24 protein-coding genes and 1 riboswitch are annotated in these 21,867 nt (G+C 67.3%); of the genes, 12 read left to right on the top strand and 12 right to left on the bottom strand.

Features of this window, described 5'->3' with window-relative positions; translation table 11 throughout:
• Positions 1 to 5: 5 nt before the first annotated feature.
• From MUU56_RS26005 to argE, 4 genes are all read left to right on the top strand, one after another.
• Positions 6 to 1,022: an extracellular solute-binding protein gene (locus MUU56_RS26005; RefSeq protein ID WP_244770182.1), complete on the top strand. Its 1,017-nt coding sequence runs from the start codon at positions 6 to 8 to the stop codon at positions 1,020 to 1,022.
• A 131-nt stretch (positions 1,023 to 1,153) separates the two neighbouring features.
• Complete coding sequence (locus MUU56_RS26000; RefSeq protein ID WP_244770181.1) at positions 1,154 to 1,576, top strand: RidA family protein; 423 nt, start codon at positions 1,154 to 1,156, stop codon at positions 1,574 to 1,576.
• 12 nt (positions 1,577 to 1,588) lie between these two features.
• The gene (locus MUU56_RS25995; RefSeq protein ID WP_244770180.1) at positions 1,589 to 2,266 is read left to right on the top strand and encodes a DUF1028 domain-containing protein; all 678 of its coding nucleotides are present in this window, start codon (positions 1,589 to 1,591) and stop codon (positions 2,264 to 2,266) included.
• 13 nt (positions 2,267 to 2,279) lie between these two features.
• Positions 2,280 to 3,446, top strand: a complete 1,167-nt coding sequence (argE, locus tag MUU56_RS25990) for an acetylornithine deacetylase (RefSeq protein WP_244770179.1) — start codon at positions 2,280 to 2,282, stop codon at positions 3,444 to 3,446.
• 6 nt (positions 3,447 to 3,452) lie between these two features.
• Here the strand turns inward: argE and MUU56_RS25985 are convergent, their stop codons facing one another.
• Together MUU56_RS25985 and MUU56_RS25980 are read right to left on the bottom strand one after the other, a co-directional pair.
• Positions 3,453 to 3,797 carry a DMT family transporter gene (locus MUU56_RS25985; RefSeq protein WP_244770178.1) on the bottom strand — a complete coding sequence of 115 codons (345 nt, stop codon included), beginning with the start codon at positions 3,795 to 3,797 and terminating at the stop codon, positions 3,453 to 3,455.
• Positions 3,794 to 4,438, bottom strand: a complete 645-nt coding sequence (locus tag MUU56_RS25980; RefSeq protein ID WP_244770177.1) for an FMN-dependent NADH-azoreductase — start codon at positions 4,436 to 4,438, stop codon at positions 3,794 to 3,796. The genes MUU56_RS25985 and MUU56_RS25980 overlap by 4 nt, the downstream gene beginning before the upstream one ends.
• An 86-nt stretch (positions 4,439 to 4,524) precedes the next feature.
• On the opposite strand from MUU56_RS25980, the gene MUU56_RS25975 reads away from it, so the two are divergent.
• Positions 4,525 to 5,364: a LysR family transcriptional regulator gene (locus MUU56_RS25975; protein WP_244770176.1), complete on the top strand. Its 840-nt coding sequence runs from the start codon at positions 4,525 to 4,527 to the stop codon at positions 5,362 to 5,364.
• Here the strand turns inward: MUU56_RS25975 and MUU56_RS25970 are convergent.
• From MUU56_RS25970 to MUU56_RS25945, 6 genes are all read right to left on the bottom strand, one after another.
• Positions 5,361 to 6,371 carry a LacI family DNA-binding transcriptional regulator gene (locus tag MUU56_RS25970; RefSeq protein ID WP_244770175.1) on the bottom strand — a complete coding sequence of 337 codons (1,011 nt, stop codon included), beginning with the start codon at positions 6,369 to 6,371 and terminating at the stop codon, positions 5,361 to 5,363. The two genes, MUU56_RS25975 and MUU56_RS25970, sit on opposite strands and share 4 nt — an antisense overlap.
• 105 nt (positions 6,372 to 6,476) lie before the next feature.
• Entirely contained in the window at positions 6,477 to 6,896 is a 420-nt protein-coding gene (locus tag MUU56_RS25965) for a GlcG/HbpS family heme-binding protein (RefSeq protein WP_244770174.1), read from the bottom strand.
• Positions 6,897 to 6,907: 11 nt separating this feature from the next.
• Positions 6,908 to 7,813, bottom strand: coding sequence for an SMP-30/gluconolactonase/LRE family protein (locus MUU56_RS25960; protein WP_244770173.1), 906 nt, complete (start codon positions 7,811 to 7,813; stop codon positions 6,908 to 6,910).
• Between the two features lie 129 nt (positions 7,814 to 7,942).
• Positions 7,943 to 9,043, bottom strand: a complete 1,101-nt coding sequence (locus tag MUU56_RS25955) for an ABC transporter substrate-binding protein (RefSeq protein WP_398432172.1) — start codon at positions 9,041 to 9,043, stop codon at positions 7,943 to 7,945.
• A gap of 49 nt (positions 9,044 to 9,092) precedes the next feature.
• Positions 9,093 to 10,160, bottom strand: coding sequence for an ABC transporter permease (locus MUU56_RS25950; RefSeq protein WP_244770172.1), 1,068 nt, complete (start codon positions 10,158 to 10,160; stop codon positions 9,093 to 9,095).
• A 17-nt stretch (positions 10,161 to 10,177) separates the two neighbouring features.
• Positions 10,178 to 11,674 (bottom strand): sugar ABC transporter ATP-binding protein, encoded by a 1,497-nt coding sequence (locus MUU56_RS25945; protein ID WP_244770171.1) that lies wholly within the window; start codon positions 11,672 to 11,674, stop codon positions 10,178 to 10,180.
• A 166-nt stretch (positions 11,675 to 11,840) separates the two neighbouring features.
• On the opposite strand from MUU56_RS25945, the gene MUU56_RS25940 reads away from it, so the two are divergent.
• Genes MUU56_RS25940 through MUU56_RS25915 form a run of 6 tightly spaced genes read left to right on the top strand, consistent with a single transcriptional unit; the run spans position 11,841 to position 16,313 of the window.
• Entirely contained in the window at positions 11,841 to 12,788 is a 948-nt protein-coding gene (locus tag MUU56_RS25940) for a 2-hydroxyacid dehydrogenase (RefSeq protein WP_244770170.1), read from the top strand.
• A 10-nt stretch (positions 12,789 to 12,798) separates the two neighbouring features.
• Positions 12,799 to 13,830, top strand: coding sequence for an L-idonate 5-dehydrogenase (locus MUU56_RS25935; RefSeq protein ID WP_244770169.1), 1,032 nt, complete (start codon positions 12,799 to 12,801; stop codon positions 13,828 to 13,830).
• Between the two features lie 9 nt (positions 13,831 to 13,839).
• On the top strand, positions 13,840 to 14,595 hold the full coding sequence (locus MUU56_RS25930) for an SDR family oxidoreductase (protein WP_244770168.1): 756 nt from the start codon (positions 13,840 to 13,842) through the stop codon (positions 14,593 to 14,595).
• Positions 14,596 to 14,617: 22 nt separating this feature from the next.
• Positions 14,618 to 15,100 (top strand): gluconokinase, encoded by a 483-nt coding sequence (locus MUU56_RS25925; protein ID WP_244770167.1) that lies wholly within the window; start codon positions 14,618 to 14,620, stop codon positions 15,098 to 15,100.
• The gene (locus MUU56_RS25920) at positions 15,097 to 15,984 is read left to right on the top strand and encodes an NAD(P)-dependent oxidoreductase (protein ID WP_244770166.1); all 888 of its coding nucleotides are present in this window, start codon (positions 15,097 to 15,099) and stop codon (positions 15,982 to 15,984) included. The genes MUU56_RS25925 and MUU56_RS25920 overlap by 4 nt, the downstream gene beginning before the upstream one ends.
• Positions 15,981 to 16,313, top strand: coding sequence for a hypothetical protein (locus MUU56_RS25915; RefSeq protein WP_244770165.1), 333 nt, complete (start codon positions 15,981 to 15,983; stop codon positions 16,311 to 16,313). The genes MUU56_RS25920 and MUU56_RS25915 overlap by 4 nt, the downstream gene beginning before the upstream one ends.
• A gap of 66 nt (positions 16,314 to 16,379) precedes the next feature.
• On the opposite strand, the gene MUU56_RS25910 is transcribed toward MUU56_RS25915, so the two are convergent.
• On the bottom strand, positions 16,380 to 16,955 hold the full coding sequence (locus MUU56_RS25910; RefSeq protein WP_244770164.1) for a TetR/AcrR family transcriptional regulator: 576 nt from the start codon (positions 16,953 to 16,955) through the stop codon (positions 16,380 to 16,382).
• A gap of 87 nt (positions 16,956 to 17,042) precedes the next feature.
• On the opposite strand from MUU56_RS25910, the gene MUU56_RS25905 reads away from it, so the two are divergent.
• Positions 17,043 to 18,518 carry an MFS transporter gene (locus MUU56_RS25905; RefSeq protein ID WP_244770163.1) on the top strand — a complete coding sequence of 492 codons (1,476 nt, stop codon included), beginning with the start codon at positions 17,043 to 17,045 and terminating at the stop codon, positions 18,516 to 18,518.
• Between the two features lie 32 nt (positions 18,519 to 18,550).
• Here MUU56_RS25905 and MUU56_RS25900 read toward each other — a convergent pair whose 3' ends face one another.
• The 3 genes from MUU56_RS25900 to MUU56_RS25890 form a co-directional block, all read right to left on the bottom strand.
• Positions 18,551 to 19,738 carry an amidohydrolase family protein gene (locus MUU56_RS25900; protein WP_244770162.1) on the bottom strand — a complete coding sequence of 396 codons (1,188 nt, stop codon included), beginning with the start codon at positions 19,736 to 19,738 and terminating at the stop codon, positions 18,551 to 18,553.
• Between the two features lie 113 nt (positions 19,739 to 19,851).
• Positions 19,852 to 20,283 (bottom strand): GlcG/HbpS family heme-binding protein, encoded by a 432-nt coding sequence (locus tag MUU56_RS25895; RefSeq protein ID WP_244770161.1) that lies wholly within the window; start codon positions 20,281 to 20,283, stop codon positions 19,852 to 19,854.
• A gap of 86 nt (positions 20,284 to 20,369) precedes the next feature.
• On the bottom strand, positions 20,370 to 21,611 hold the full coding sequence (locus MUU56_RS25890) for a D-amino acid dehydrogenase (RefSeq protein ID WP_244770160.1): 1,242 nt from the start codon (positions 21,609 to 21,611) through the stop codon (positions 20,370 to 20,372).
• A gap of 139 nt (positions 21,612 to 21,750) precedes the next feature.
• Positions 21,751 to 21,841: riboswitch (glycine riboswitch) on the bottom strand.
• Positions 21,842 to 21,867 lie beyond the last annotated feature (26 nt).

Raw genomic sequence — 21,867 nt, 5'->3', positions numbered from 1 at the left:
AGACAATGAAACGATACCTCGCAGCGACCGCCCTTGCCCTATGCCTTGCCACCGCCGCGCGGGCAGAGGGCGAGCTGAACATCTACGCCTGGGCCGAGTCGATATCCCCCGCCCTCATCGAAAAATTCTCCAAGGAGAACGACGTCAAGGTCAATGTCGACAGCTTCACCTCCAACGAGGACCTCCTGACCAAGCTGCAGGCCGGCTCCTCCGGCTACGACATCGCCACGCCCTCCCAGCACTTCCTGCGCGTGATGATCGACGAGGGGCTGATCGAGAATTTCGGGGCCAGCAAGCTGCAGGCCTACCAGAACATCGAGGAGCGCTGGCGCAATCAGTGGTGGGACGAGACGCAGGACTTCTCCATCCCGCTCGCCTATGGCACCGCCGGCTTCGTCGTGAACACCGCCGAGTACAAGGGCCCGACCGATAGCTTCAAGTATTTCTTCGAGCCGGAAGGCGAGCTCAAGGGCAAGATCGCCATGCTCTCCTATCCCGACGAGGTGATCGGCGCCGCCCAGCTCTATCTCGGCGTGCCCTTCTGCTCGGAGGACCAGGCGGAGATGAAGAAGGTGCTGGATCTCCTGATGGCGCAAAAGCCCTCCGTCGCGGTCTATTCCTCCGACAATATCGCAAGCCGGCTCGCCTCGGGCGAGGTCTCCGCCCATTTCTGGTGGGACGGCGATTCCCTCAAGGCCCGCGTCGCCGGCTCGCCGGTCAGCCTCGCCATGACCAAGGAAGGCCTTGTCGGCTGGATGGACAGCCTGGCAATCCCGAAGGGCGCGCCGAACCGGGACAATGCGGTCAAGTTCATCGAGTTCATCTCGACGGTGGAGAACGCCACCGAGCAGATGAACTTCTACGCCCATTCCTCGCCGATGAAGGTCATGCAGGAGAAGGTCGTCTACACCAAGGACAAGGCGCCGGAACTCTATCCGGACGTGCCGATCACCTTCTCGCGCACCTGCTCGGCAGCCGCGCAGGACCTGGTGACGCGCGTCTGGACCCAGCTGCTGCAATAATCCCGCATACGCACCGCGGGCGGCAGGCCGGTTCCGGCATAGCTTTTTCCGAAGCGGGGGATCGGCAAAAACGACTTACCCCGCCCGCGGCGCGCCGATACGTTCAGGGCTCGGCCATCAAGGAGACAAGCATGCCCGTGCACACCCGCATCCGCCCCTTCAACACCAAGGACACCTATCCCGAGCAGAAGCTGGACAACGACCTCTGCCAGGCGGTTGTGGCGCGCGGCACCACGGTCTTCGTGCGCGGACAGATCGCGCAGGACCTAGACACGCGCGAAAGCCTGCACATCGGCGATGCCGCCGCGCAGGCCCGCAAGGCGATGGAAAACATCAAGATGCTGCTGGAAGAGGCGGGCTCCGACCTCAGCCATGTCTGCCGCGTCGTCGTCTATCTCATCGACATCCGCTACCGCGAGGCCGTCTATCGGGAGATGGGCAAATATCTGAAAGGCGTCTTCCCCGTCTCGACGGGCCTCGTCGTCACGGCGCTCGCCCGGCCCGAATGGCTGGTCGAGATCGAGGCCACCGCCGTCATTCCCGACCAGGCCTGACGGGAGGGCGGCATGACCTTTTCCGTTTCCGGCCGCTGCGCCGATACCGGCATGTTCGGCATTGCCGTCTCCTCCTCCTCGCCGAGCGTCGCGGCGCGCTGCGCCCATGTGCGCGCGGGCATCGGCGCGGTCTCGACGCAGAACGTCACCGACCCGCGCCTCGGCCCGAAAGGGCTCGACCTGATGGCGGGCGGCCTTTCGGCGGAAGCCGCGCTTGCGCGGCTGGTGGCGGAGGCCCCTCATGTCGAATACCGCCAGCTGGCGCTCGTCGACGCCGAGGGGCGTACGGCCGCCTTTTCCGGCGCCAAGACGCTCGGCACCCATGCCTTCGCCCGGGGCAACGGCGTCGTTGCCGCCGGCAACATGCTGACAACGACGGCCATTCCGCAGGCGATGGTCGAGGCCTTCGAGGCCGCGGAGGGCCGGCACCTCGGCGACCGGATGATTGCCGCCATGCGGGCGGCGGTCGCCGCCGGCGGCGAGGAAGGGCCGGTCCATTCGATGGGCCTGGTGATGGTCGACAAGGTCTCCTGGAACGTCGCGGATCTCCGCGTCGACTGGACCGAGGGCGACCCGATCGAGGAATGCGCCGCGCTGTGGCAACGCTGGCGCACGGAAATGGACGCCTATGTCACGCGCGCGCTGGATCCCACCCAGGCGCCGAGCTACGGCGTGCCGGGCGACCTGTGACGGCGGCAGGCGCATGATCCCCGCGACCCCGGATATCCTCGCCCGCCTCGTTGCCGAACCGACGGTGTCGCGGACATCCAACCTGGCGCTGCTCGATTATGTCGAAGGCCTGCTGCGCCCGGCCGGCGCGCGGATCGAGCGCTTTTCGCATCCGGATGGCAGCCGGGCCAATCTCTGGGCGACCATCGGTCCCGAGGGGCCTGGCGGCGTGGTGCTGTCGGGCCATACCGACGTCGTGCCGGCCGAAGGACAGGACTGGAGCACCGATCCCTTCCGGCTGGCCGAGCGGGACGGGCGGCTCTACGGCCGCGGCACGGCGGACATGAAGGGTTTCGTGGCCGCAGCGCTTCACGCCGCGCTTTTCGCCGCGACCCGCCCCCTGAAAGCGCCGCTGCACCTGGCCCTCTCCTACGACGAGGAGATCGGCTGTCTCGGCGTGCGCGGCATGATCGAGGCGCTGGTGAAGCGGCCGGCAGGGCCGGCGCTCTGCATCGTCGGCGAGCCGACGGGCCTGCGCATCGCCAGCGGCCACAAGGGCAAGCTGGCACTCAAGGCCTGCTGCCGCGGCGAGGCCGGCCATTCGGCACTTGCACCCAAGGCGCTGAATGCGCTGCATCTCGGCGCGGCCTTCATCACCACCCTCCAGGCGCGGCAGGACATGCTGGCTGCGCGGGGCGCGCGCGACCCGGACTACGACATCCCCTATTCCACCATCCATGCCGGCCTGATGCACGGCGGCACCGCGCTCAACGTGGTGCCCAGCCTGTGCGAGATCGACTTCGAGATCCGCAACATTGCCGGCGACGATCCGGGGCGCATCCTCGCCGATATCCGCGGCGATGCCGAGGCCATCGTCGCGCCGCATCGCGGCCGGTTTCCGATGGCCTGCATCGAGATCGAGCCGGTTTCCGGCTATCCCGGCCTCGACACGCCCTCCGACGCGCCCGCGATACGGCTGCTGCGCCGGATCCTCGCGACGGATGGGCCGACCATGAAGGTGGCCTTCGGCACGGAAGGCGGTCTCTTCCATCAGGACCTCGGCCTTTCCACCGCGGTCTGCGGCCCCGGCTTCATGGAACAGGGCCACAAGGCCGACGAATTCGTCAGCATCGAGCAGCTCGACCGGTGCGACGCGATGCTGGCGCGCCTCGTCGCCGAACTCGAACGCGGCCCGGCCTGACGCCGCTCAGCCGGCGGTCTCCTGCCCCGTGCCGAGATGCAGGCCGACGATCGCGATCACGATGATCGCCACATAAGCGATGCGCTGGGCGCCCAGCGGCTCGCCGAACACGATGGTGCCGACGGCAACGGAGCCGACCGCGCCGATGCCTGTCCAGACCGCGTAGGCCATTCCGAGCGGCAGGACGGACAAGGCCCTGGCGAGCGAGAACACGAAGGCCGCCAGCAGGAGGATGGAGAGAAGGCCCCAACCCCAATGCGTCATGCCGTTCGATTTCTTGGTCGCCAGCGCCCAGAAGACATCCAGCACGCCGGACAGAACCAGGAGCGTCCAGCCCGTCGCCGCGCTCATGCGTCCACCCTCGCAAGCCGCGCCGCAAGGGCAGCCAGATGCGCCTGCGCCTTTTCCGCCGCCGCCAGCACGTCGCCCGGCTTGCTGACGGTGGGGCCGACGGGGACGATGTCCACATCGCGAAGGCCGATGAACTTCAGGGCCTGCCGCAGATACGGCGTGGCAAGATCGGGCCGGCCCCAGGACGGCCCCTCGGAAAAATCGCCGGAGCTTGCGAGGATCGCGACGACGGGGCGCGGCCGCAGAAGCGGCGTGTAGCCGGTTTGCGGATCGAAGCGGAAGCTGAGGCCCGGCTGGGTGACGAGGTCGATATAATGCTTCAGCCGATAGGGAATGGAGAGGTTCCACATCGGCGTGGAGAGAAGCACGATCTTTGCCGCATCGAGCCTGTGCACCATGTCCTCGATCGCCGCCCAGCTTTCGGCCTCTTGCGGCGTGAAAGGACGGCCGGCGAGGCGCGCATATTTCGCCGCGAGCAGAAGGCCGTCGAAAGCCGGCAGGTCCGCCTTCCAGACATCGATCTCGCGGACCTGAAGCGCGGGATGGTGTTTTTCAAGCGCGGCGATGAACCCTGCCGCCGCCTTGCCGGAATGGGAGAGGTCCGCACGGGGCGAAGCCTTGATGTGCAACAGTTCGGTCATGTCGATCTCCTTTGATCGACATATAAATTTGCAACAGCGCGAATTCTTCTGCATGAATTGCGAAACCAGTTCGCAATGGTGCGAAAATGCTATCGACCGACGACCTCCTCCTCATCGCGGCGCTGGCGCGCAGCGGGAAGCCTGCCCCCGCGGCCGCCGGCCTCAATGTACACCTCGCCACCGTCTACCGCCGGCTGAAGGAACTGGAGCAGGAGGCCGGGGCGCCGCTGTTCCAGCGGCTCGGCGGGCAATATGTCCCGACCCCGCTCGGCAGCGAGCTTGTCCGTGCCGCGATGGGCGTAGAGGCAAACCTTGCCGAGGCGCGGCGGCAACTGGCGGGCGGCGAACAGCGGCTTGCGGGCCGCATCACCCTGACGACGCCCGATTCCCTGGTCCCGCTGGTTTCCACGCTGCTCCCGCCGGTACGCCGGAAACATGCCGGCATCTGCTTCGATCTCGTGGTCTCCAACACCTTTGCCGACATGGCGCGCTATGAGGCCGAAGTGGCCATCCGCCCCACCCGCGCCCCGCCGGAAACGCTGGTCGGCCAGCGGGCGGGCGCTTTCCGCTATGCGATCTACGTGAAAAGCGGAACCAGGGAAGACCTGCCGTGGATCGCGCTCGACGACAGCCTTTCGGCCATTCCCGCCGCCCGCTGGCTGGCCGCCCATGTTGCGGAGGAGGAGATCGTGCTGCGGGTGAACAGCATGTGGGCCGCCGCCCAGGCCGCCGCAGCGGGCCTCGGAAGAGCGCTTCTGCCGGATTATCTCCACCGGTCGTTCGATCTCGACCGGCAGGGCGATTTCATCGGCGCGCTGGAATCGGAAGTCTGGCTCCTCATCCATCCGGACCTGCGCCGCACGCCGCGCATCCAGGCCTTCATGGACCTCGCCGCCGGCAGGCTGCGGGCGCAATTGAAGGCCTAGCGGCTGCTGTCGCGCACGATCAGCCGCGGTTCGATCGTGACATGCGGCACGTCCGGCCGGTCGTCGAGGAGATCGAGGATGAGGCGGCCGGTGCGCTCGCCGATCTGCCGCGCCTGGGCGTCGACGGTCGTCAGCGCCGGCACGCAGATGCCGCCGATCTCGTAGTTGCCGAAACCGCCGATGGCGATGCGCCCGGGCACGGGCACGCCGCGGCGCTGGCACTCCGTCAACGCCCCGAAGGCCGAAAGGTCGGACACGCAGATCACCGCTTCCGTATCGGGGAATTCCGCCAGCAGCCGCGCCATGGCATTGGCGCCTTCCCGCATCGAGATCGGCGGCACGCCGGCATCAATGAGGCGGGAGGCGTCGAGGCCGTGGCTGTCGAGCGCGGCGATGAAGCCGAGGCGGCGGTCGCTGCCGCGGGTGTCGCGGCTCGCATCACCGCCGATGAAGGCGATGCGGCGATAGCCGGCCGCCACGAAATGATCGACCATGCTGCGCACGGCGTCGGCATTGGAAAAGCCGACGAAATGGCCGATCGGCTCGGCCGGCACGTCCCAGGTCTCGATGACGGGCACGCTGGCGTTCTCCAGCAGCCTCCGCGCCCGCGGCGTGTGTTTTCCGCCGGTCACGACAATGGCCTGCGGCTTGCGGCGCAAGAGCTGCTCGATCAGCCGCTCCTCTTCCTCGACATCGTAGTTCGTATAGCCGAGCAGGATCTGGAAGCCGCGGGCGCTCAGCGTTTCGGAAAGACCGCCGACCGTATCGGCGAAGTTCGCATTGTTGATCGACGGGATGGTGACGGCGATGAAATCCGTCTTCTGCGAGCGCAGGTTCGAGGCGGTGGAATCGAAGACATAGCCGAGCTCTTCCGCCGCCTTCAGGATCGCGTCGCGCGTGTCCTTGTTGATCAGGCTGCCGGACTTGAACGCGCGCGATACCGTCATCGGGGAAACACCCGTCTTGCGGGCGATGTCCGCCATGGTCGGCGCCTTGTCGTTGCGCATTCCCCGTGCTCCGTTATCGTTACCAGACCGTAGCGCGCCGGCCTTCCATGCCGCAAGCCGGGCGACGCCGGAGCGTTCCGTTATCCCCACGCGCACAAAGGCCGGTCACGCCGCGTCCGCGCCGATGGCCGCCAGCGCCGCGCGGGCGACCTCCTCGTCCTGCTCCCCCGAGCCCGAGCCGACGCCGATGCCGCCGAGGAGCACGCCGGCCGAGCGGATCGGCAAGCCGCCGCGAAGGCCCGTCACCTCGCCCCGGGTGGCCGCCGCAAGCGGCAGCTTCGCATGGTCGGGCAGGCTGTGGCTCGGGGCGCCGATAGAGGCGGCGGTGCGGGCCTTGGCCGTGGCGCTCTTCAGCGAGAGATAACGCGAGCCGTTCATGCGGAAGGCGCTAAGCACCACGCCGCTCTGGTCGACGATGACGATGCATTGCGGCTGGCCCGAGGCCTTCGCGGCATCGATGGCGCCTTGCAGCATGGCAAGCACGCCCTCGTCCGTCAGCTTCGCGGTCGTTTCGGTGAATGGCATGTCCGGCGTTCCTATCGCGTGGTCCGGACCGCACCGCGGATGGCGAGCGAAACGGCATAAAGGGACGTGGTGGCGGTGATGAAGAGCCGGTGACCATGCCGGCCGCCGAAGCAGATGTTCGACACCGTCTCCGGCACGAGGATTTTTCCGAGCCGGCGGCCGTCCGGCGCGATGCAGTGCACCCCGTCGCCGGCCGAGGTCCAGAGATTGCCGGCCGCATCGACGCGCATGCCGTCCGCGCAGCCGGGACTGACGACGTGGAAGACGTCGCCTCCGGCAAGCGACCAGCCTTCGCCGACATCGAAGACGCGGATGTGGCGCGGATCGTCGGAGAAGATGCGGCCCGTATCGGCAACATAGAGCCGCGTCTCGTCCGGGCTGAAGGCAAGGCCGTTCGGGCATTGGAAATCGGTGAGCACCGCCCGGATCTTCCCCGAAAGCGGGTCGACCCGGTAGACATTGCAGGGCAGCTCCTGTTCGGCGCGCGTGCCCTCGTAGTCGGAGGCGATGCCGTAATGCGGATCGGTGAACCACACGGCACCGTCCGAGGCAACGACGACATCATTCGGCGAGTTCAGCCGCTTTCCCTCGTAGCGGTCTGCGATGACGGTGATCGAGCCGTCATGCTCGGTGCGGGTGACGCGGCGCGTGCCGTGCTCGCAGGTAACGAGCCGGCCTTCCCGGTCGCGCGTGTTGCCATTGGAGAAATTGGCGGGCTCGCGGAACGTGCTTATACCGAGCGCCGGGCTCCAGCGCAGGATGCGGTTGTTGGGAATGTCGGAGAACAGCAGGCAATCGTGATCGCCGAACCAGACCGGTCCCTCGACCCAGTCGAACCCGTCGGCCAGCTTCTTCAGCGGCGCATTTCCCAGCACGAAGGTTGAGAACACCGCGTCCTCGGCCTCGAAAAACGACATGGCACTCCTCCCTCGCAATCCAACGCCCGCGCAAGATACCGATCATGCCGTCCCGGGCAAGGGCAATGGAGACCGGGCTTTGATCGCGCCCGGGGACGGTCCTCCCGCCCCCGGACGCCGGAAGGAGGCTTATTTGCCCCAGATCTTCTTGTATTCGTCGCGATAGCCGTTGTCGGGGTCGAAGCTGTTCTTCGGCCCGCCATCGAACTCGACATTGTCCACCGTCACGACATGGAGCGGCGAGACGTAGCCCGACCACTGCTCGCCCGCGAAGGCGCGGTTCAGCTCGTCGACGAGCTGCCAGCCCTGCAGGTTGAGCGGCTCGGCCACGGTGACGGACTGGTACTGCCTGGCGCGGATGCGCTGGTAGGCGCTTTCCGAGCCGTCGCCGGCCGCAACGCTCTTCGGCGCGCCATCGCCCGCAATGCCGGCCGCGGCGAGCGACGGGCCCATGAAGTCGAAATAGATGTCGTTGATCGCCAGCGAATGGGTCCATTGCTCGCCGTATTTCTGCAGGAGCGTCGTCGTGAGCTGCGGCATGCGCTGCGAGGTCTCGGCGATCGGCGTGTCGACATATTCGAGCACCGTGCCGCCGAGCGCCTCGATCTCCGCCTTCATCTTGTCGGCCTTGGCGATGGCGATGGCGTAGGTGGAATCGGTGAAGATGATCACGCCCGGCTTGCCGCCGGCATCGACGAAGGCATAGTCGGCCGCCGCCTTGGAGACTTCCATGGCGTCCGTCGTCACGTTGGCGAAGACGCCGCCCTCCTCGACCGGACCGACGGCAGGCGCCGCATGCCAGGCGACCATCGGAATGCCGGCTTTCTTGGCCTCCTCCATCGCCGGCTTCTGCTCGACGGCATCGAAACCGGTGATGATGATGCCGCCCGGCTTCAGCGTCAGCGCCTGGCCGAAGGAGGCGGTACGGCCCTCGATCGAGCCCGCGCTGTCGAGCACCGTCACCTTCCAGCCGATGGCGGCGGCCGCCTCCTCGATGCCGTTGACGACACCGAGGATGCCGCCGTTCTTCATGTCGGCGGCGACCACGACGACGGTCTTGCCGTCCGCCGCCTTCGGGCCGCTCGTCGGGCCGTCCCATTTCTCGACCTTGCTGGCATATTTCTCGACGACGGCCTTCGCATCCGCCATGGCATCCGCGAAGGCCGGGCTTGCGAGCATCAGGCCGAAGGCGGCGGCGGCCGTGGTGGCCAGGAAATCTCTGCGTTTCACGATAGTGTCCTCCCTTTGGACGTGAGACATGCGACGATGGAACGAAGGTTCAGGATGGCTTGCCGGCCGCTTCCCCCGGCGCGCCCTTCGGCTTGATGGCGCCCGCAGCGCCACGGCGGCGCTGGGCGTAACCGGCAATACCGATGGCGACGAGCAACGTGACGCCGTTGAACAGCGGCTCGACGAAGAAGGAGCCGCCGAACTGCTGGATGCCGGCAATGCCGACGGCAAGGATGATGACGCCGATCATCGTGCCCCAGACATTGACGCGGCCCGGCTTGATGGTGGTGGAGCCGAGGAAAGCGCCGACGAGGGCCGGCAGCAGATATTCGAGGCCGACGCTCGCCTGGCCGATGCGCAGCCGCGAGGCAAGCAGCACGCCGGCGACGGCCGAGAGGACGCCCGAGGCGATGAAGGCGCCGATGACGAAACGGCGGACCGGAATGCCGTTCAGCGCGGCCGCCTTCGGATTGGCGCCGATGGCATAGACATAGCGGCCGATCGGCAGGTATTCGAGCACGATCCAGAGCACGATCGCCAGCGCCAGCACGTAGAAGCCGGTAATCGGCAGGCCGAAGAGCATGGTGCCGTTCAGCGCGAGAAACCCGTCCGGCAACACGCCGACCACCTGCCGGCCACCTGTGTGCCAGAGCGCGATGGCATAGATGACCGTGCCGGTGCCGAGGGTCGCGATGAAGCTGTCGATCTTGGCCACCTCGACCAGCAGGCCGTTCAGGAGGCCGGTCAACGCGCCGAGCACCAGAACGACGGCGACCGCCAACGGCCAGGGCAGGCCCAGCATGGTCTGCAGGCTGATCGCCAGGATATGCCAGAGCACGATGCCGTAGCCGATGGTCAGGTCGATGCGCCCGCACGCCATGGGGATCATCGCGGCCAGCGACAGGATGGCGATGATCGTCTTGTTGGCGATGATCGAGCGCAGGTTGAGCAGCGTCGGGAACGTATCCGACAGCAGGACCGAGAAGACGAGGATGAGCAGGACCGTCAGGATGACGAGGCCATAGACCGGCAGGAGGCGCTTCAGCTTCTCGCCGGTCGAAAGCCCCTTCAGTTCGGCGGGCGTCGGCTCGAGCGCGTTGGACTGGATGGATTGCATCGTCTTTCTCCCGGAAATCAGGCCGCCTCGGAGGCGGAGGCCGCAGCGATGACGGCGGAGGTGGTGAGGTCGGCGCCGGACAGTTCGCGAACGATGCGTCCGCGCGAGAACACGAGCGCCCGATGGCAGATATGCGCGATCTCCTCGAAGTCGGTGGAGATCACGAGGACGGCGAGCCCCTCCTCCACCGCCGCCGCGATGAGGCGGTAGATGTCGGCCTTGGCGCCGACATCGACGCCGGCCGTCGGGTCCTCGGCGATCAGCAGCCTGCGGCCGGTCGCAAGCCAGCGCCCGACCACCACCTTCTGCTGGTTGCCGCCCGACAGCGCCTCGATGGCGAGCGCCTGGTCGTTGGGGCGCAGCCCCACCTTCTCGCCGATGGCCGCGGCCATGCCGGCTTCGCGGGCCGGTGACAGGAAGGCGGCAAGCCAGCGCCCGGACGCGCCGGGATTGAGGAAGGTGTTTTCCCGCAGCGTGAGCGACATGGCGACCGATTCCTCCGTCCGGTCGCGGGCGATCAACCCGATGCCGGAGGCGATCGCCGTTTCCGGGCTGGAAAGATCGGGCGCCGCACCGCGGATCGTCACCACGCCCGTCGCGGGTTCGGCGCCGAAGAGGGCGCGGCCGATCAGTTCCTGCCCCGCGCCGCGCAAGCCGACAAGGCCGAGAAGCTCGCCCTGCCTGAGCTCGAAGGAGACAGGGCCGGCACCACGGCAGGCAAGGTCGCCAACCGACACCAGCACCGGACCGGGTGTCGAATGGGCCTTGGCAAAGAGCTGGTCCGCCTTGCGGCCGACGATCATGCGGATCAGCTCGTCCGGATTGGTGTCGGCGACGGCCGTCTCGCCGACGAGATGTCCATCGCGCAGCACGGCGACGCGGTCGGCGATGCGGAAGATCTCGTCGAGGCGGTGCGAGACGTAGATCATCGCCACGCCGCGGTCCTTGAGCGGCCGGATGGCGTCGAACAGACGCTCCACCTCGTCGGCCGGAAGGCTCGCTGTCGGTTCGTCGAGGACGAGCACGTCCGCCTCGACGGCGAGCGCCCGGGCGATGGCGACCAGCGACTTTTCGGTGCGCGTCAGGCTCTGCACGCGGGTGGAGGGATCGAAATCGCAGCCGACCAGCTTCAGCGCCTCGGCGGTGCGCCGCGCCGTGGCGTTCCAGTCGATCAGCTTGCGGCGCAGCGAAAAGCCCTGCGCCAGGCCGACATTCTCGGCCACCGTCATCCATTCGATGAGGCCGAGGTCCTGGTGGATGAAGGCGACCGATTGGCGCTCGTTCGGCCGCGGCGGGCGATGGTGATAGGGCTCGCCGCAAAACAGGATGTCCCCGCCGTCCGGCCGGTAGATGCCGGCGAGCGTCTTGATGAGGGTCGACTTGCCGGCGCCGTTTTCGCCGAGAAGCGCGAGGATCTCGCCGCTCCTGAGGTCGAGCGACACGTTCGTCAGCGCTTTCGTGCCGCCGAACTCCTTCGACACGGCGCGAAATTCCAGAAGTTTCTGCGTTTCCACCTGCTCCTCCCAAAGCCGATGGAATGATCGTATGGTATCGATAACATCATTGTCAAGGGCGCTATATAAGCCTCTTCAACACCCCCATAGCTTTTTGAAATGGGGCTGGACAATTCCCTGCGGCACGATATGTTATCGATAACAAAGTATATGTCGGAGGAATCCCGTGAGCAAGATCGAGCTGTTGCAGGTTGGGCCGTATCCAGCCTGGGACGAAGAGCGCCTGAACGCCAACTTCATCATGCATCGCTATTTCGAGGCGGCCGACAAGGCGGCGTTCCTGGCCGCGCATGGCGCCAACATCCGCGGGATCGCGACGCGCGGCGAGCTTGGGGCGAACCGGGCGATGATCGAGGCGCTGCCGAAGCTGGAGGTCATCTCCGTCTACGGTGTCGGCTTCGATGCGGTCGACCTTGCCGCCGCCCGCGAGCGCGGCATCCGCGTCACCAACACGCCCGACGTACTGACCAAGGACGTCGCCGATCTCGGCATCGCCATGATGCTCGCCGAGGCGCGCGGCGTTATCGGCGGCGAGGCCTGGGTCAAGAGCGGCGACTGGGCAAGCAAGGGCCTCTACCCGCTGAAGCGCCGCGTGCACGGCAAGCGCGCCGGCGTGCTCGGCCTCGGCCGCATCGGCTACGAGGTCGCCAAGCGCCTTGCCGGTTTCGACATGGACATCGCCTACAGCGATACCGGCCCGAAGGATTTCGCCAAGGACTGGACCTTCGTCGCCGATCCGGTGGAACTGGCCGCCCGCTCCGACTTCCTCTTCGTCACGCTGGCCGCCTCCGCCGAGACGCGCCACATCGTCGGCCGCAAGGTGATCGAGGCGCTCGGACCGGAGGGCATGCTGATCAACATCTCGCGCGCCTCCAACATCGACGAGGACGCCCTTCTCGACGCGCTGGAACGCAAGGCGCTCGGTTCGGCCGCGCTCGATGTCTTCGAGGGCGAGCCGAACCTGAACCCGCGCTTCCTTGCGCTCGACAACGTCCTGCTCCAGCCGCACATGGCCTCCGGCACGGTCGAGACGCGCAAGGCGATGGGCCAGCTCGTCTTCGACAACCTGTCGGCCCATTTCGACGGCCGCCCGCTGCCGACGCCGGTCCTGTGAGGGTGATGCGATGAAAGCCATCGTCATCCACGCGGCTAAGGACCTGCGCATCGAGGAGAGTGCCGTTGAGGCGCCCGGCCCCGGTGAGGTGGAGATCCGCCTTGCCGCCGGCGGCATCTGCGGCTCGGACCTGCACTACTACAACCACGGCGGCTTCGGCACGGTGCGGCTGAAGGAGCCGATGATCCTCGGCCATGAAGTGGCCGGCCATGTCGCCGCGCTCGGCGAGGGCGTTTCCGGCCTTGCCATCGGCGATCTCGTCGCCGTCTCGCCTTCGCGGCCCTGCGGGGCCTGCGCCTACTGCCTGAAGGGCCTGCCGAACCATTGCTTCAACATGCGCTTCTATGGCTCGGCCATGCCCTTCCCGCATATCCAGGGCGCTTTCCGCGAGCGGCTGGTGGCCAGGGCCAGCCAGTGCGTGAAGGCGGACGGGCTTTCGGCGGGTGAAGCCGCGATGGCCGAGCCGCTTTCGGTCACGCTGCACGCCACGCGCCGGGCCGGCGAAATGCTGGGCAAGCGCGTGCTCGTCACCGGCTGCGGGCCGATCGGCACCTTGTCGATCCTCGCCGCAAGGCGGGCGGGTGCGGCCGAGATCGTCGCCGCCGACCTCTCCGAACGGGCGCTCGGCTTTGCCCGCGCGGTCGGCGCGGACCGTACGGTCAACCTGTCGGAAGACCGCGACGGCCTTGTTCCGTTCAGCGAGAACAAGGGCACTTTCGATGTGCTCTACGAGTGTTCCGGCGCACAGCCGGCGCTCGTTGCGGGCATCCAGGCGCTACGCCCGCGCGGCGTCATCGTGCAGCTCGGCCTCGGCGGCGAAATGAGCCTGCCGATGATGGCGATCACGGCCAAGGAACTGGACCTGCGCGGCTCTTTCCGCTTCCATGAGGAATTCGCGGTCGCCATCCGGCTGATGCAGGGCGGGCTGATCGACGTGAAGCCGCTGATCACCCATACGCTGCCGCTCGCCGACGCCCTGAAGGCCTTCGAGATCGCCTCGGACAAGGGGCAATCGATGAAGACGCAGATCGCATTCAGTTAAGGAAGAGCCATGAGCACCCAACTCTTCGACCTCACGGGCAAGCGCGCCCTTGTCACCGGCTCCTCGCAGGGCATCGGCCTTGCGCTGGCGAAGGGCCTTGCCGATGCCGGCGCCGACATCGTCCTCAACGGCCGCGACACGGCCAAGCTGCAGGCGGCCACGGAAGCGCTCGGGGCAAGGCACACGCTCGCCTTCGACGCCACCGACCACGCGGCCGTGCGCGCGGCCATCGACGGTTTCGAGGCGGAGGTCGGCGCCATCGACATCCTCGTCAACAATGCCGGCATGCAGCACCGCACGCCACTGGAGGACTTTCCCGCCGACGCCTTCGAGCGGCTCCTGAAGACCAACGTCTCCACCGTCTTCAATGTCGGCCAGGCCGTCGCGCGCCACATGATCGGCCGCGGCGCGGGCAAGATCATCAACATCGCCAGCGTCCAGACGGCGCTCGCCCGCCCGGGCATCGCCCCCTACACCGCCACCAAGGGCGCGGTCGGCAACCTCACCAAGGGCATGGCGACGGATTGGGCGAAATACGGCCTGCAATGCAACGCCATCGCGCCCGGCTATTTCGACACGCCACTGAACGCCGCGCTCGTCGCCGATCCCGCCTTCTCCGCCTGGCTGGAGAAACGCACGCCGGCCGGCCGCTGGGGCAAGGTGGAGGAGCTCGTCGGCGCCTGTATCTTCCTTTCTTCAAACGCCTCCTCCTTCGTGAACGGACACACGCTCTATGTCGACGGCGGCATCACGGCCTCGCTCTGAGGAAAACAGGCGCATCGTCCTGATGGGCGTTGCCGGCTGCGGCAAGTCCGCCGTCGGCGCGGCGCTTGCCGGCCGTATCGGCGCGAACTATCTCGATGGCGACGACCTGCATCCGCCGGAAAACATCGACAAGATGAGCCGCGGCGAACCGCTGACCGACGAGGACCGCTGGCCCTGGCTGACCCTGGTCGGCCGGACGCTCGCGCAGCCGGGCGGCACCCTGATCATCGGCTGCTCGGCCCTCAAGCGCCGCTACCGCGACCACATCGCCCGCGAGGCGCGCGGTCCCGTCACCTTCGTCCACCTTTCCGGCAGCAGGGACCTGATCGCCGCCCGCATGTCGGCCCGTGCCGGCCATTTCATGCCGACGAGCCTCATCGACAGCCAGTTCGCCGCCCTCGAACCGCCGGCGCAAGACGAGAATGCCATGATCGTCGATATCGACGACACGCTCGAAAGCGTCGTCGACCGTATCGCCGCGAAACTGGAGGAGACCCCATCATGACGAACACCGTCGCGCTGATCGGCGCGGGCGCCATGGGCGGCGCCATCGGCACGCGGCTTGCCGAAACCGGCAACCGCCTGACCGTCTTCGATCCGAACCCGGAAAAGGTGCACGCACTGGTCGGCAAGGGCGCGGCCGCGGCGCCCACGGCCGCCGCGGCCGCCGCCGCCAGCGACTATGTGATCCTCAGCCTCAATTCGCCGGCCATCGTGCGCCGCGCCGTCTTCGGCGAGGCCGGCATCGCCGCCGGCGCGCGGGCCGGCACGCTCATCATCGACATGTCCTCGATCGACCCGGACGCCACGAAGCAGCTGGCCGCCGATGCGGCGGAAAAGGGCCTGCGCTGGGTGGACAGCCCGCTGTCCGGCGGGGCGCCGAAGGCGCTGATCGGCCAGCTCACGCTGATGGCCGGCGGAACGGCGGACGACGTGGCGGATGCGCATAAGGTCCTGCGACACGTCGCCAGCAACTACACCCATATGGGCCCGGTCGGCGCCGGCCAGACGACCAAGCTGATCAACCAGGTCCTGTGCGGCCTCGGCTTCCTTGCCGTCGCCGAGGCAACGCAACTGGCGCTCGATGCCGGCGTCGACGCGGCAAAGATCCCCGAGGCGCTGAAGGGCGGGCGGGCCGACAGCGCCATCCTGCAGGAATACATGCCGCGCTTCGTGGCGAAGGACTACCGCCGCACGGGCCGCATCGACAACATGGTGAAGGACCTTTCCGGCGCGCAGGACCTTGCCCGCCGCACCAACACCGCCATGCCGCTGACGGCGGCCTGTGCCGAGATCCACCGCATGCTGACGGCCGCCGGCCTCGGCGGCGAGGACCAGGCGGCGCTGATGGAATTCTTCCGGGGCCCGAACAAGGAGAACTTCGAATGATCACCCGCTACGCGCTGTTCGAGGGCAAGGTGAAGGAGGGCCGGACCGACGCCTTCCGCAAGGCCGTCATCGAGCGCATCCTGCCGAAATGGCGGCAGTTTCCACATGCCACCGACGTGCGCGTTTCGTTTGCCGAGGCCCGCGACGAGGGTGCGCCGGAACTGCCGATGATCCTCGCCATCAACTATCCGAGCCTTGCGGCCGTCGAGGAGGCGCTCGCAAGCCCGGTGCGCGCCGAAGCCCGCGCCGCGACCGAGGCGGTTCTGGCCGAATTCTTCGAAGGCCGCATCCACCACCATGTGACGCTCGCCAGCGAATACAGGCTCTGAGCCCCGCCTCCCTCGCATCCGGAATGTTTTCGGCCGAAGTGGCATCGCGTTGGCGCCGGACCTGCTCTAACCCTTTTCCCCGTCCCTTTTTTCGTCCTCGCGCCCGCCCGCAAGGGTGAGCATGTCGGAAAACAGGGCCGTCCACTGGGCCTCGGTGATGTCGATGAGGCCGAAGGCCTTCAGCAGGAAGGCACCTTCGCCGGCGAGGAAAGCGAGCGCGGCCTGCCTGTCCTCCGCCTTATCCATGTCCAGCCCCGCCAGGCGATGCGTGTACCAGACGCGGCTCGCCGCCACCTGTTCGGGGCTTTGCAAGAGCGCCGTCATCATCACGGCGGAGCGTGAATATTCCGCCTCGTCGCTGTCGCGGGTCGCCAGCAGGTGGCCGCGAATGACGGATTGCGGCGAGCGATCGCTTCCCGCATGCGCCATCACCTCCGCCTCGAACGTGCTGCCCCAGCGCTCGATCATCGAGCGGATCAGGTTCTCCTTCGTGCCGAAACAATACTGCACGCCGCCCTTCGTGATGCCGGCGGCGCGCGCAACGGCATCGAAGGTGAGGCCCGCCGCGCCGTCCGCGGCCACGATGGCCTCGGCGGCGTCCAGAACGCGGTCGCGATCTATGCTGCGCGGTCGCCCTGCCATCTCACCCCTTCCATTTCAATACGAATGTATTTATATAGCGCCCCACGCGCATGCAACCGCTAAACACCATGCCCAAGGATCATACCGATGTCCCGTGGTAAACGCTGGCTCGTCCTCGCCGTCGTCTCCAGCGCCCTTTTCCTGATCGTCATCGACATGACGGTGCTCTATACGGCCCTGCCCAAACTGACGCACGCGCTTTCCGCCACCGCGGCCGAAAAGCTCTGGATCGTCAACGCCTATCCCCTCGTCGTCGCCGGCCTCCTGCCGGGCCTCGGCACGCTGGGCGACCGGCTGGGCCACAAGCAGATGTTCATGGCCGGCCTCTTCGTGTTCGGCCTCGCCTCCCTCGGCGCGGCCTTCGCCCCTTCGCCCGCCTTGCTGATTGCCGCGCGCGTCGCCCTGGCGGCCGGGGCGGCGATGATGATGCCTGCCACGCTGTCGCTCATCCGTCTCACCTTCACCGACGAGAAGGAGCGGGCCTTCGCCATCGGCATCTGGGCCGCGGTCGCCTCGGGCGGGGCGGCGCTCGGCCCGGTCGTCGGCGGCCTGCTGCTCGAATATTTCTGGTGGGGCTCCGTCTTCCTGATCAACGTTCCGGTCGTGCTCGTTGCGCTGGCGGCGAGCGCCGTCCTGCTCACCCGCCGTGCGGGAGACCGCAGCCGCCCCTGGGATCTCCTCGGTTCCGTGCAGGTGATGTTCGGCCTCGTCGGCCTCACCTATGCCGTGAAGGAAGCCGGAAAGCGCGATCCCTCCTGGGAAAGCGCGGCCATCGCGTTTGCCATCGGCCTTGCGGCCATGGCGGTTTTCATTCGCCGCCAGCGCCGCAGCGCGGCGCCGTTGATCGATTTCGCGCTCTTCGCCAATCCACGTTTCACCGCGGGCGTCGCCACCGCGCTCGTCGCCTCCGCCGCCCTTATCGGCGTGGAACTGGTCTTCAGCCAGCGGCTGCAGCTCGTTCTCGGCTATTCCCCGCTGGAGGCCGGCCTCATCATCCTGCCGATCCCCGCCGCCGCCTTCTTCGCCGGGCCGCTCACCGGGCTCGCCTTGCCGCGCCTTGGCGGCGAACGGGTGCTCTGGGCCGCGCTGCTGCTGTCCGGCCTTGCGCTCGCCGCCTTCCTCGCCACCCACCAGGGCCCGACAGGCTACTGGATCACGGCGCTGGCGGCGATGGGCTTCGGCGTCGGCGCCGCCATGACCGCGGCATCGGCCGTCATCATGCTCTCGGCACCGGAAGAGCAGGCCGGCATGGCCGCCTCGGTGGAGGAAGTCTCGTTCGAACTGGGCGGGGCACTCGGCATCGCGCTGCTCGGAAGCCTGATGTCCGCCCTCTATTCAAAGGCGATGGTCGTGCCGCAGGGCATGGCGCTCGCCGACGAGGCCCGCGACAGCCTCGACGAGGCGCTGGTGCTTGCCGATGGCCTCAAGCCGGACCAGGCGCAGCAGGTCATCGCCCTCGCCCAGTCCGCCTTCGACCACGCCTTCGTCGGCGTCGTCGGCGCCGCTGTGGGAATGCTGATTGCGGTCGCCTTCACGCTCTACTGGAAACTGAGCCCGCGCTGAGCCTCGAAAGGAGGCCGTGCAGACGCACGGCCTCACGCCACCCAGGTGCCGTCGCGCGCGACGATGCGGCCGCGCTTGACCACCAGGCTGCGCTTCGGCCGGTCGACGAGGATCTGCGCCCGGTTTTCGCCCTCGATCAGCACGAGGCTGCCCTCGCAGCCGACATCGAGGCCGTGGCCTTCGAGCGCGAGAAGGTCCGCGCCCCGCCCGGTGCCCATGTCGAGTGCGGCAACCAGCTCCTCGTCCGTGCGGCAATAGGAACGGTAGGACAGCAGCCAGCAGCGCTCCAGCATGTCGCCGTTGCCATGCGGGTTCCAGGTGTCGCGCAGGGAATCCGAGGCGACGGCGCATTTGACGCCGCGGCGCGCCAGCTCGAACATCGGCGGGAAATCGATCTCGCCCGGCACCGCCGAGATGATGCCGATGCCGTTTTCCGCGAGGATATCGATCATTGCGTCCACCGCATCGGCAGGCCCATCACCGAGACAGAAGGCATGGCTGACGACGACGCGGCCCTGCATGCCGTTCGCCCTGGTGCGCTCGGCGATCATCTTCAAGGCGGACAGGCCGAGTTCACCCGCCTCGTGCAGGTGGATGTCGATCTTCGCGCCCTTGCGGCTGGCAATGTCGAAGATCGTGTCGAGATGTCCCTTGGGGTCGCCATCGATCTCGGTCGGGTCGATGCCGCCGATGACGGAAGCACCCTCGTCGAGCGCCGCCTCCATAAGGTCCGCCGTGCCGGGATCGATCATCATGCCGAGCTGCGGGAAGGCGACGAGTTCGAGGCCGACGGCGTGGCGCGTCTTTTCATGGGCGCGCAGCACCGCATGGAGGTTGTCGAGCCTGTAGCCGCTGGAGATATCGACATGGCTGCGGATATGGGTAGAGCCCATGGCGACGCACTGGCGCATCAGGTTGCCGGCCCGCTCCTCCGTGTCCCAGGGCAGGTTCTTGCGGATCTCCACCTCGTTGTCGATCATCGCGCGCAGCGAGGGCGGCACGTTGATGCTGTGCCACGGCAGGCCCCAGAGGATCTTGTCGAGATGCACATGCGGCTCGACGAAGGGGGCTATGGCGACGGCATTGCCGCCGTCATGCACGGGAACGCCCGCTTCGCGCGGCAGGTTCGCGCCGATGGCGGCGATCCTGCCGCCCTTGATCAGGATGTCGGCGGTCTCGCCGCCATCGGGCCGGACATTGGTCACGAGCAGGTCGGTCATTTCTGAGAATCCTGAAATCAGCACGGATGCGGGCGGAGAACAGCATTCTTTCCCCGCTTTGCCAACCTCCGCTCTCACGCTATCCGCCCGGCAACCGATGACGGCATCAGCCCTCAATCGACCTGGGCGACGAGACCCGCTGCCTCGATGCCGGCGACCGCGCAGATCTCGTCATTGTCGGAGGTATCCCCGGTCACGCCGACCGCGCCGAGCAGCGTTCCGGCCGCATCGCGGATCAGCACGCCGCCGGGAACGGCGACGATCCTGCCGCCCGAGACGGCGGTCAGGCCCTCGATAAAATGTGGGCGTTCCTTCGCATTCTTGTCCAGCCAGCGCGAGCCCATGCCGACGGCGAGCGAGCCATAGGCTTTGCCGAAGGCGATCTCGTAGCGCAGCATGGAGGCGCCGTCCTGCTTCTGGAAGGCCTTCAGGTGCCCGCCGGCATCGAGCACTGCCACGGTGAGCGGCTTGAAGCCGGCCTTTGCACCAGCCTCAAGGGCGGCGGCGATGATGGTGTTGGCGGCGGCAAGGGTGAGTTCGGCCATGTCTGTCCTCGTGGGGTTGCGGTTTTTCGAAAGGTCCCGGCACCTGGCGCCGGGACCCGAGTTGTCGAGAGCTTCGCGTCCTTCTATCAGGCGGCGATGGCGCGGTCTGCCGCCATCTCGCCGGCAATCGTGTCCGTCACCATCTGCGCGGTCGCCGCCGAAAGCGTCCAGCCGAGATGGCCGTGCCCGGTATTGTAGAACACGCCGGGCTGGCGCCCCCTGCCGACCCGCGGCATCATGTTGGGCATCATCGGGCGCAGGCCCGCCCAGGGCACGACGCGATTGGTGTCGACCTCGGGAAACAGCATGCGCGTCCAGTCGACGAGCGGCTTGACGCGGTCGTGGCGGATGTCGCGGTTCATGCCGTTGAATTCGGCCGTGCCGGCGACGCGGAAGCGGCCCGGGCCGAGGCGGCTGGTCACGATCTTCGCCCGGTCGTCGAGCAGGCTCACCCAGGGCGCCGACGCCTGGCTGCGCTCGTCATCGAGATGCACGGTGATCGAATACCCCTTCACGGGATAGATGTTGACCCGGTCGCCCAGCATTGCGGCGATCTGACGGCTGGCCGTGCCGGCGCAGACGACGACGCCATCCGCCTCGACCTGGTGCGCCGCGCCCTCACCCGTCGCATAGCCGATGCGGAACGCGCCGTTCCTGCCGATGTCCGTGACGCGGGCATCGAAGAGGAAACGGGCGCCCCGGCGCTGGCAGGCCTTCGCAAGGCCCGAGGTGAACTTGTGGATGTCGCCGGTCGAATCCGAGGGCGTGTAGAAGCCGCCGTGGAAGGCCCCGTGCAGCGTCGGCTCGATCGACTTGACCTCTTCGGCCGTCACCGCGCGGCGGTCGAGCCCGCCCTCGGTCAGCATGGCATTGACCTTCGCCGCATGGTCGAAGCTCGCCTTGTCCCAGTAGATGTGCAGGATGCCGCGGCGCACATGGTCGAAATCGATGTTCTCGCGCTCGGCGATGGAGAAGAGATGCTGCCGGGCGGCGATCGCCAGCCGCGTCGTCTCCACCGTGTTGTCGCGATAGCGCATGATGTTCGAGACGAACTCGGCGAGCCAGGAATATTTGTGCCAGGTCGGCCGCGGGTTCATCAGCAGCGGTGCGTCGTTCCGCATCATCCATTTGACGCCCTTGAACAGAGTGGACCAATGGTTCCAGACCTCGGCATTGCTGGCGGAAAGCTGGCCGCCATTGGCAAAGGAGGTTTCCATGGCGGCGTAACGCTGGCTTTCGAGCACGGTCACGTCGAAGCCGCGTTCCAGAAGGGCATAGGCAGTGGTGACGCCGGTGATACCGGCGCCGATAACGGCGATATGGGGCATATTAAGTCTCTCGCTCCGTATGACATCAGGGTACGGGCCGGAGCCCGCGTTTTCCCCAATCTGTCACGGTACCTGAGAGTTTACCCGCCACAGCGGCTTTCCCCTTCGGTGGGCGCCCGCAGCGCCTCTCTCCAGATCGTTCAACTGCACGGTCACTGGTGCCTGAGAGTTTCCTGGGGGGTTGCTCCGTCGGCGCCGGCCTTACGGCCGATCTCTCCCATGCAGTCTTGTCGAACGCGCGCAGGCTACCGCAATC

The organism is Shinella yambaruensis (assembly GCF_022899355.1).
Taxonomy (GTDB): Bacteria; Pseudomonadota; Alphaproteobacteria; order Rhizobiales; family Rhizobiaceae; genus Shinella; species Shinella yambaruensis.
Note: the sequence above shows the minus strand (reverse complement) of the source record. Positions and strands in the feature narration are given on the sequence as shown.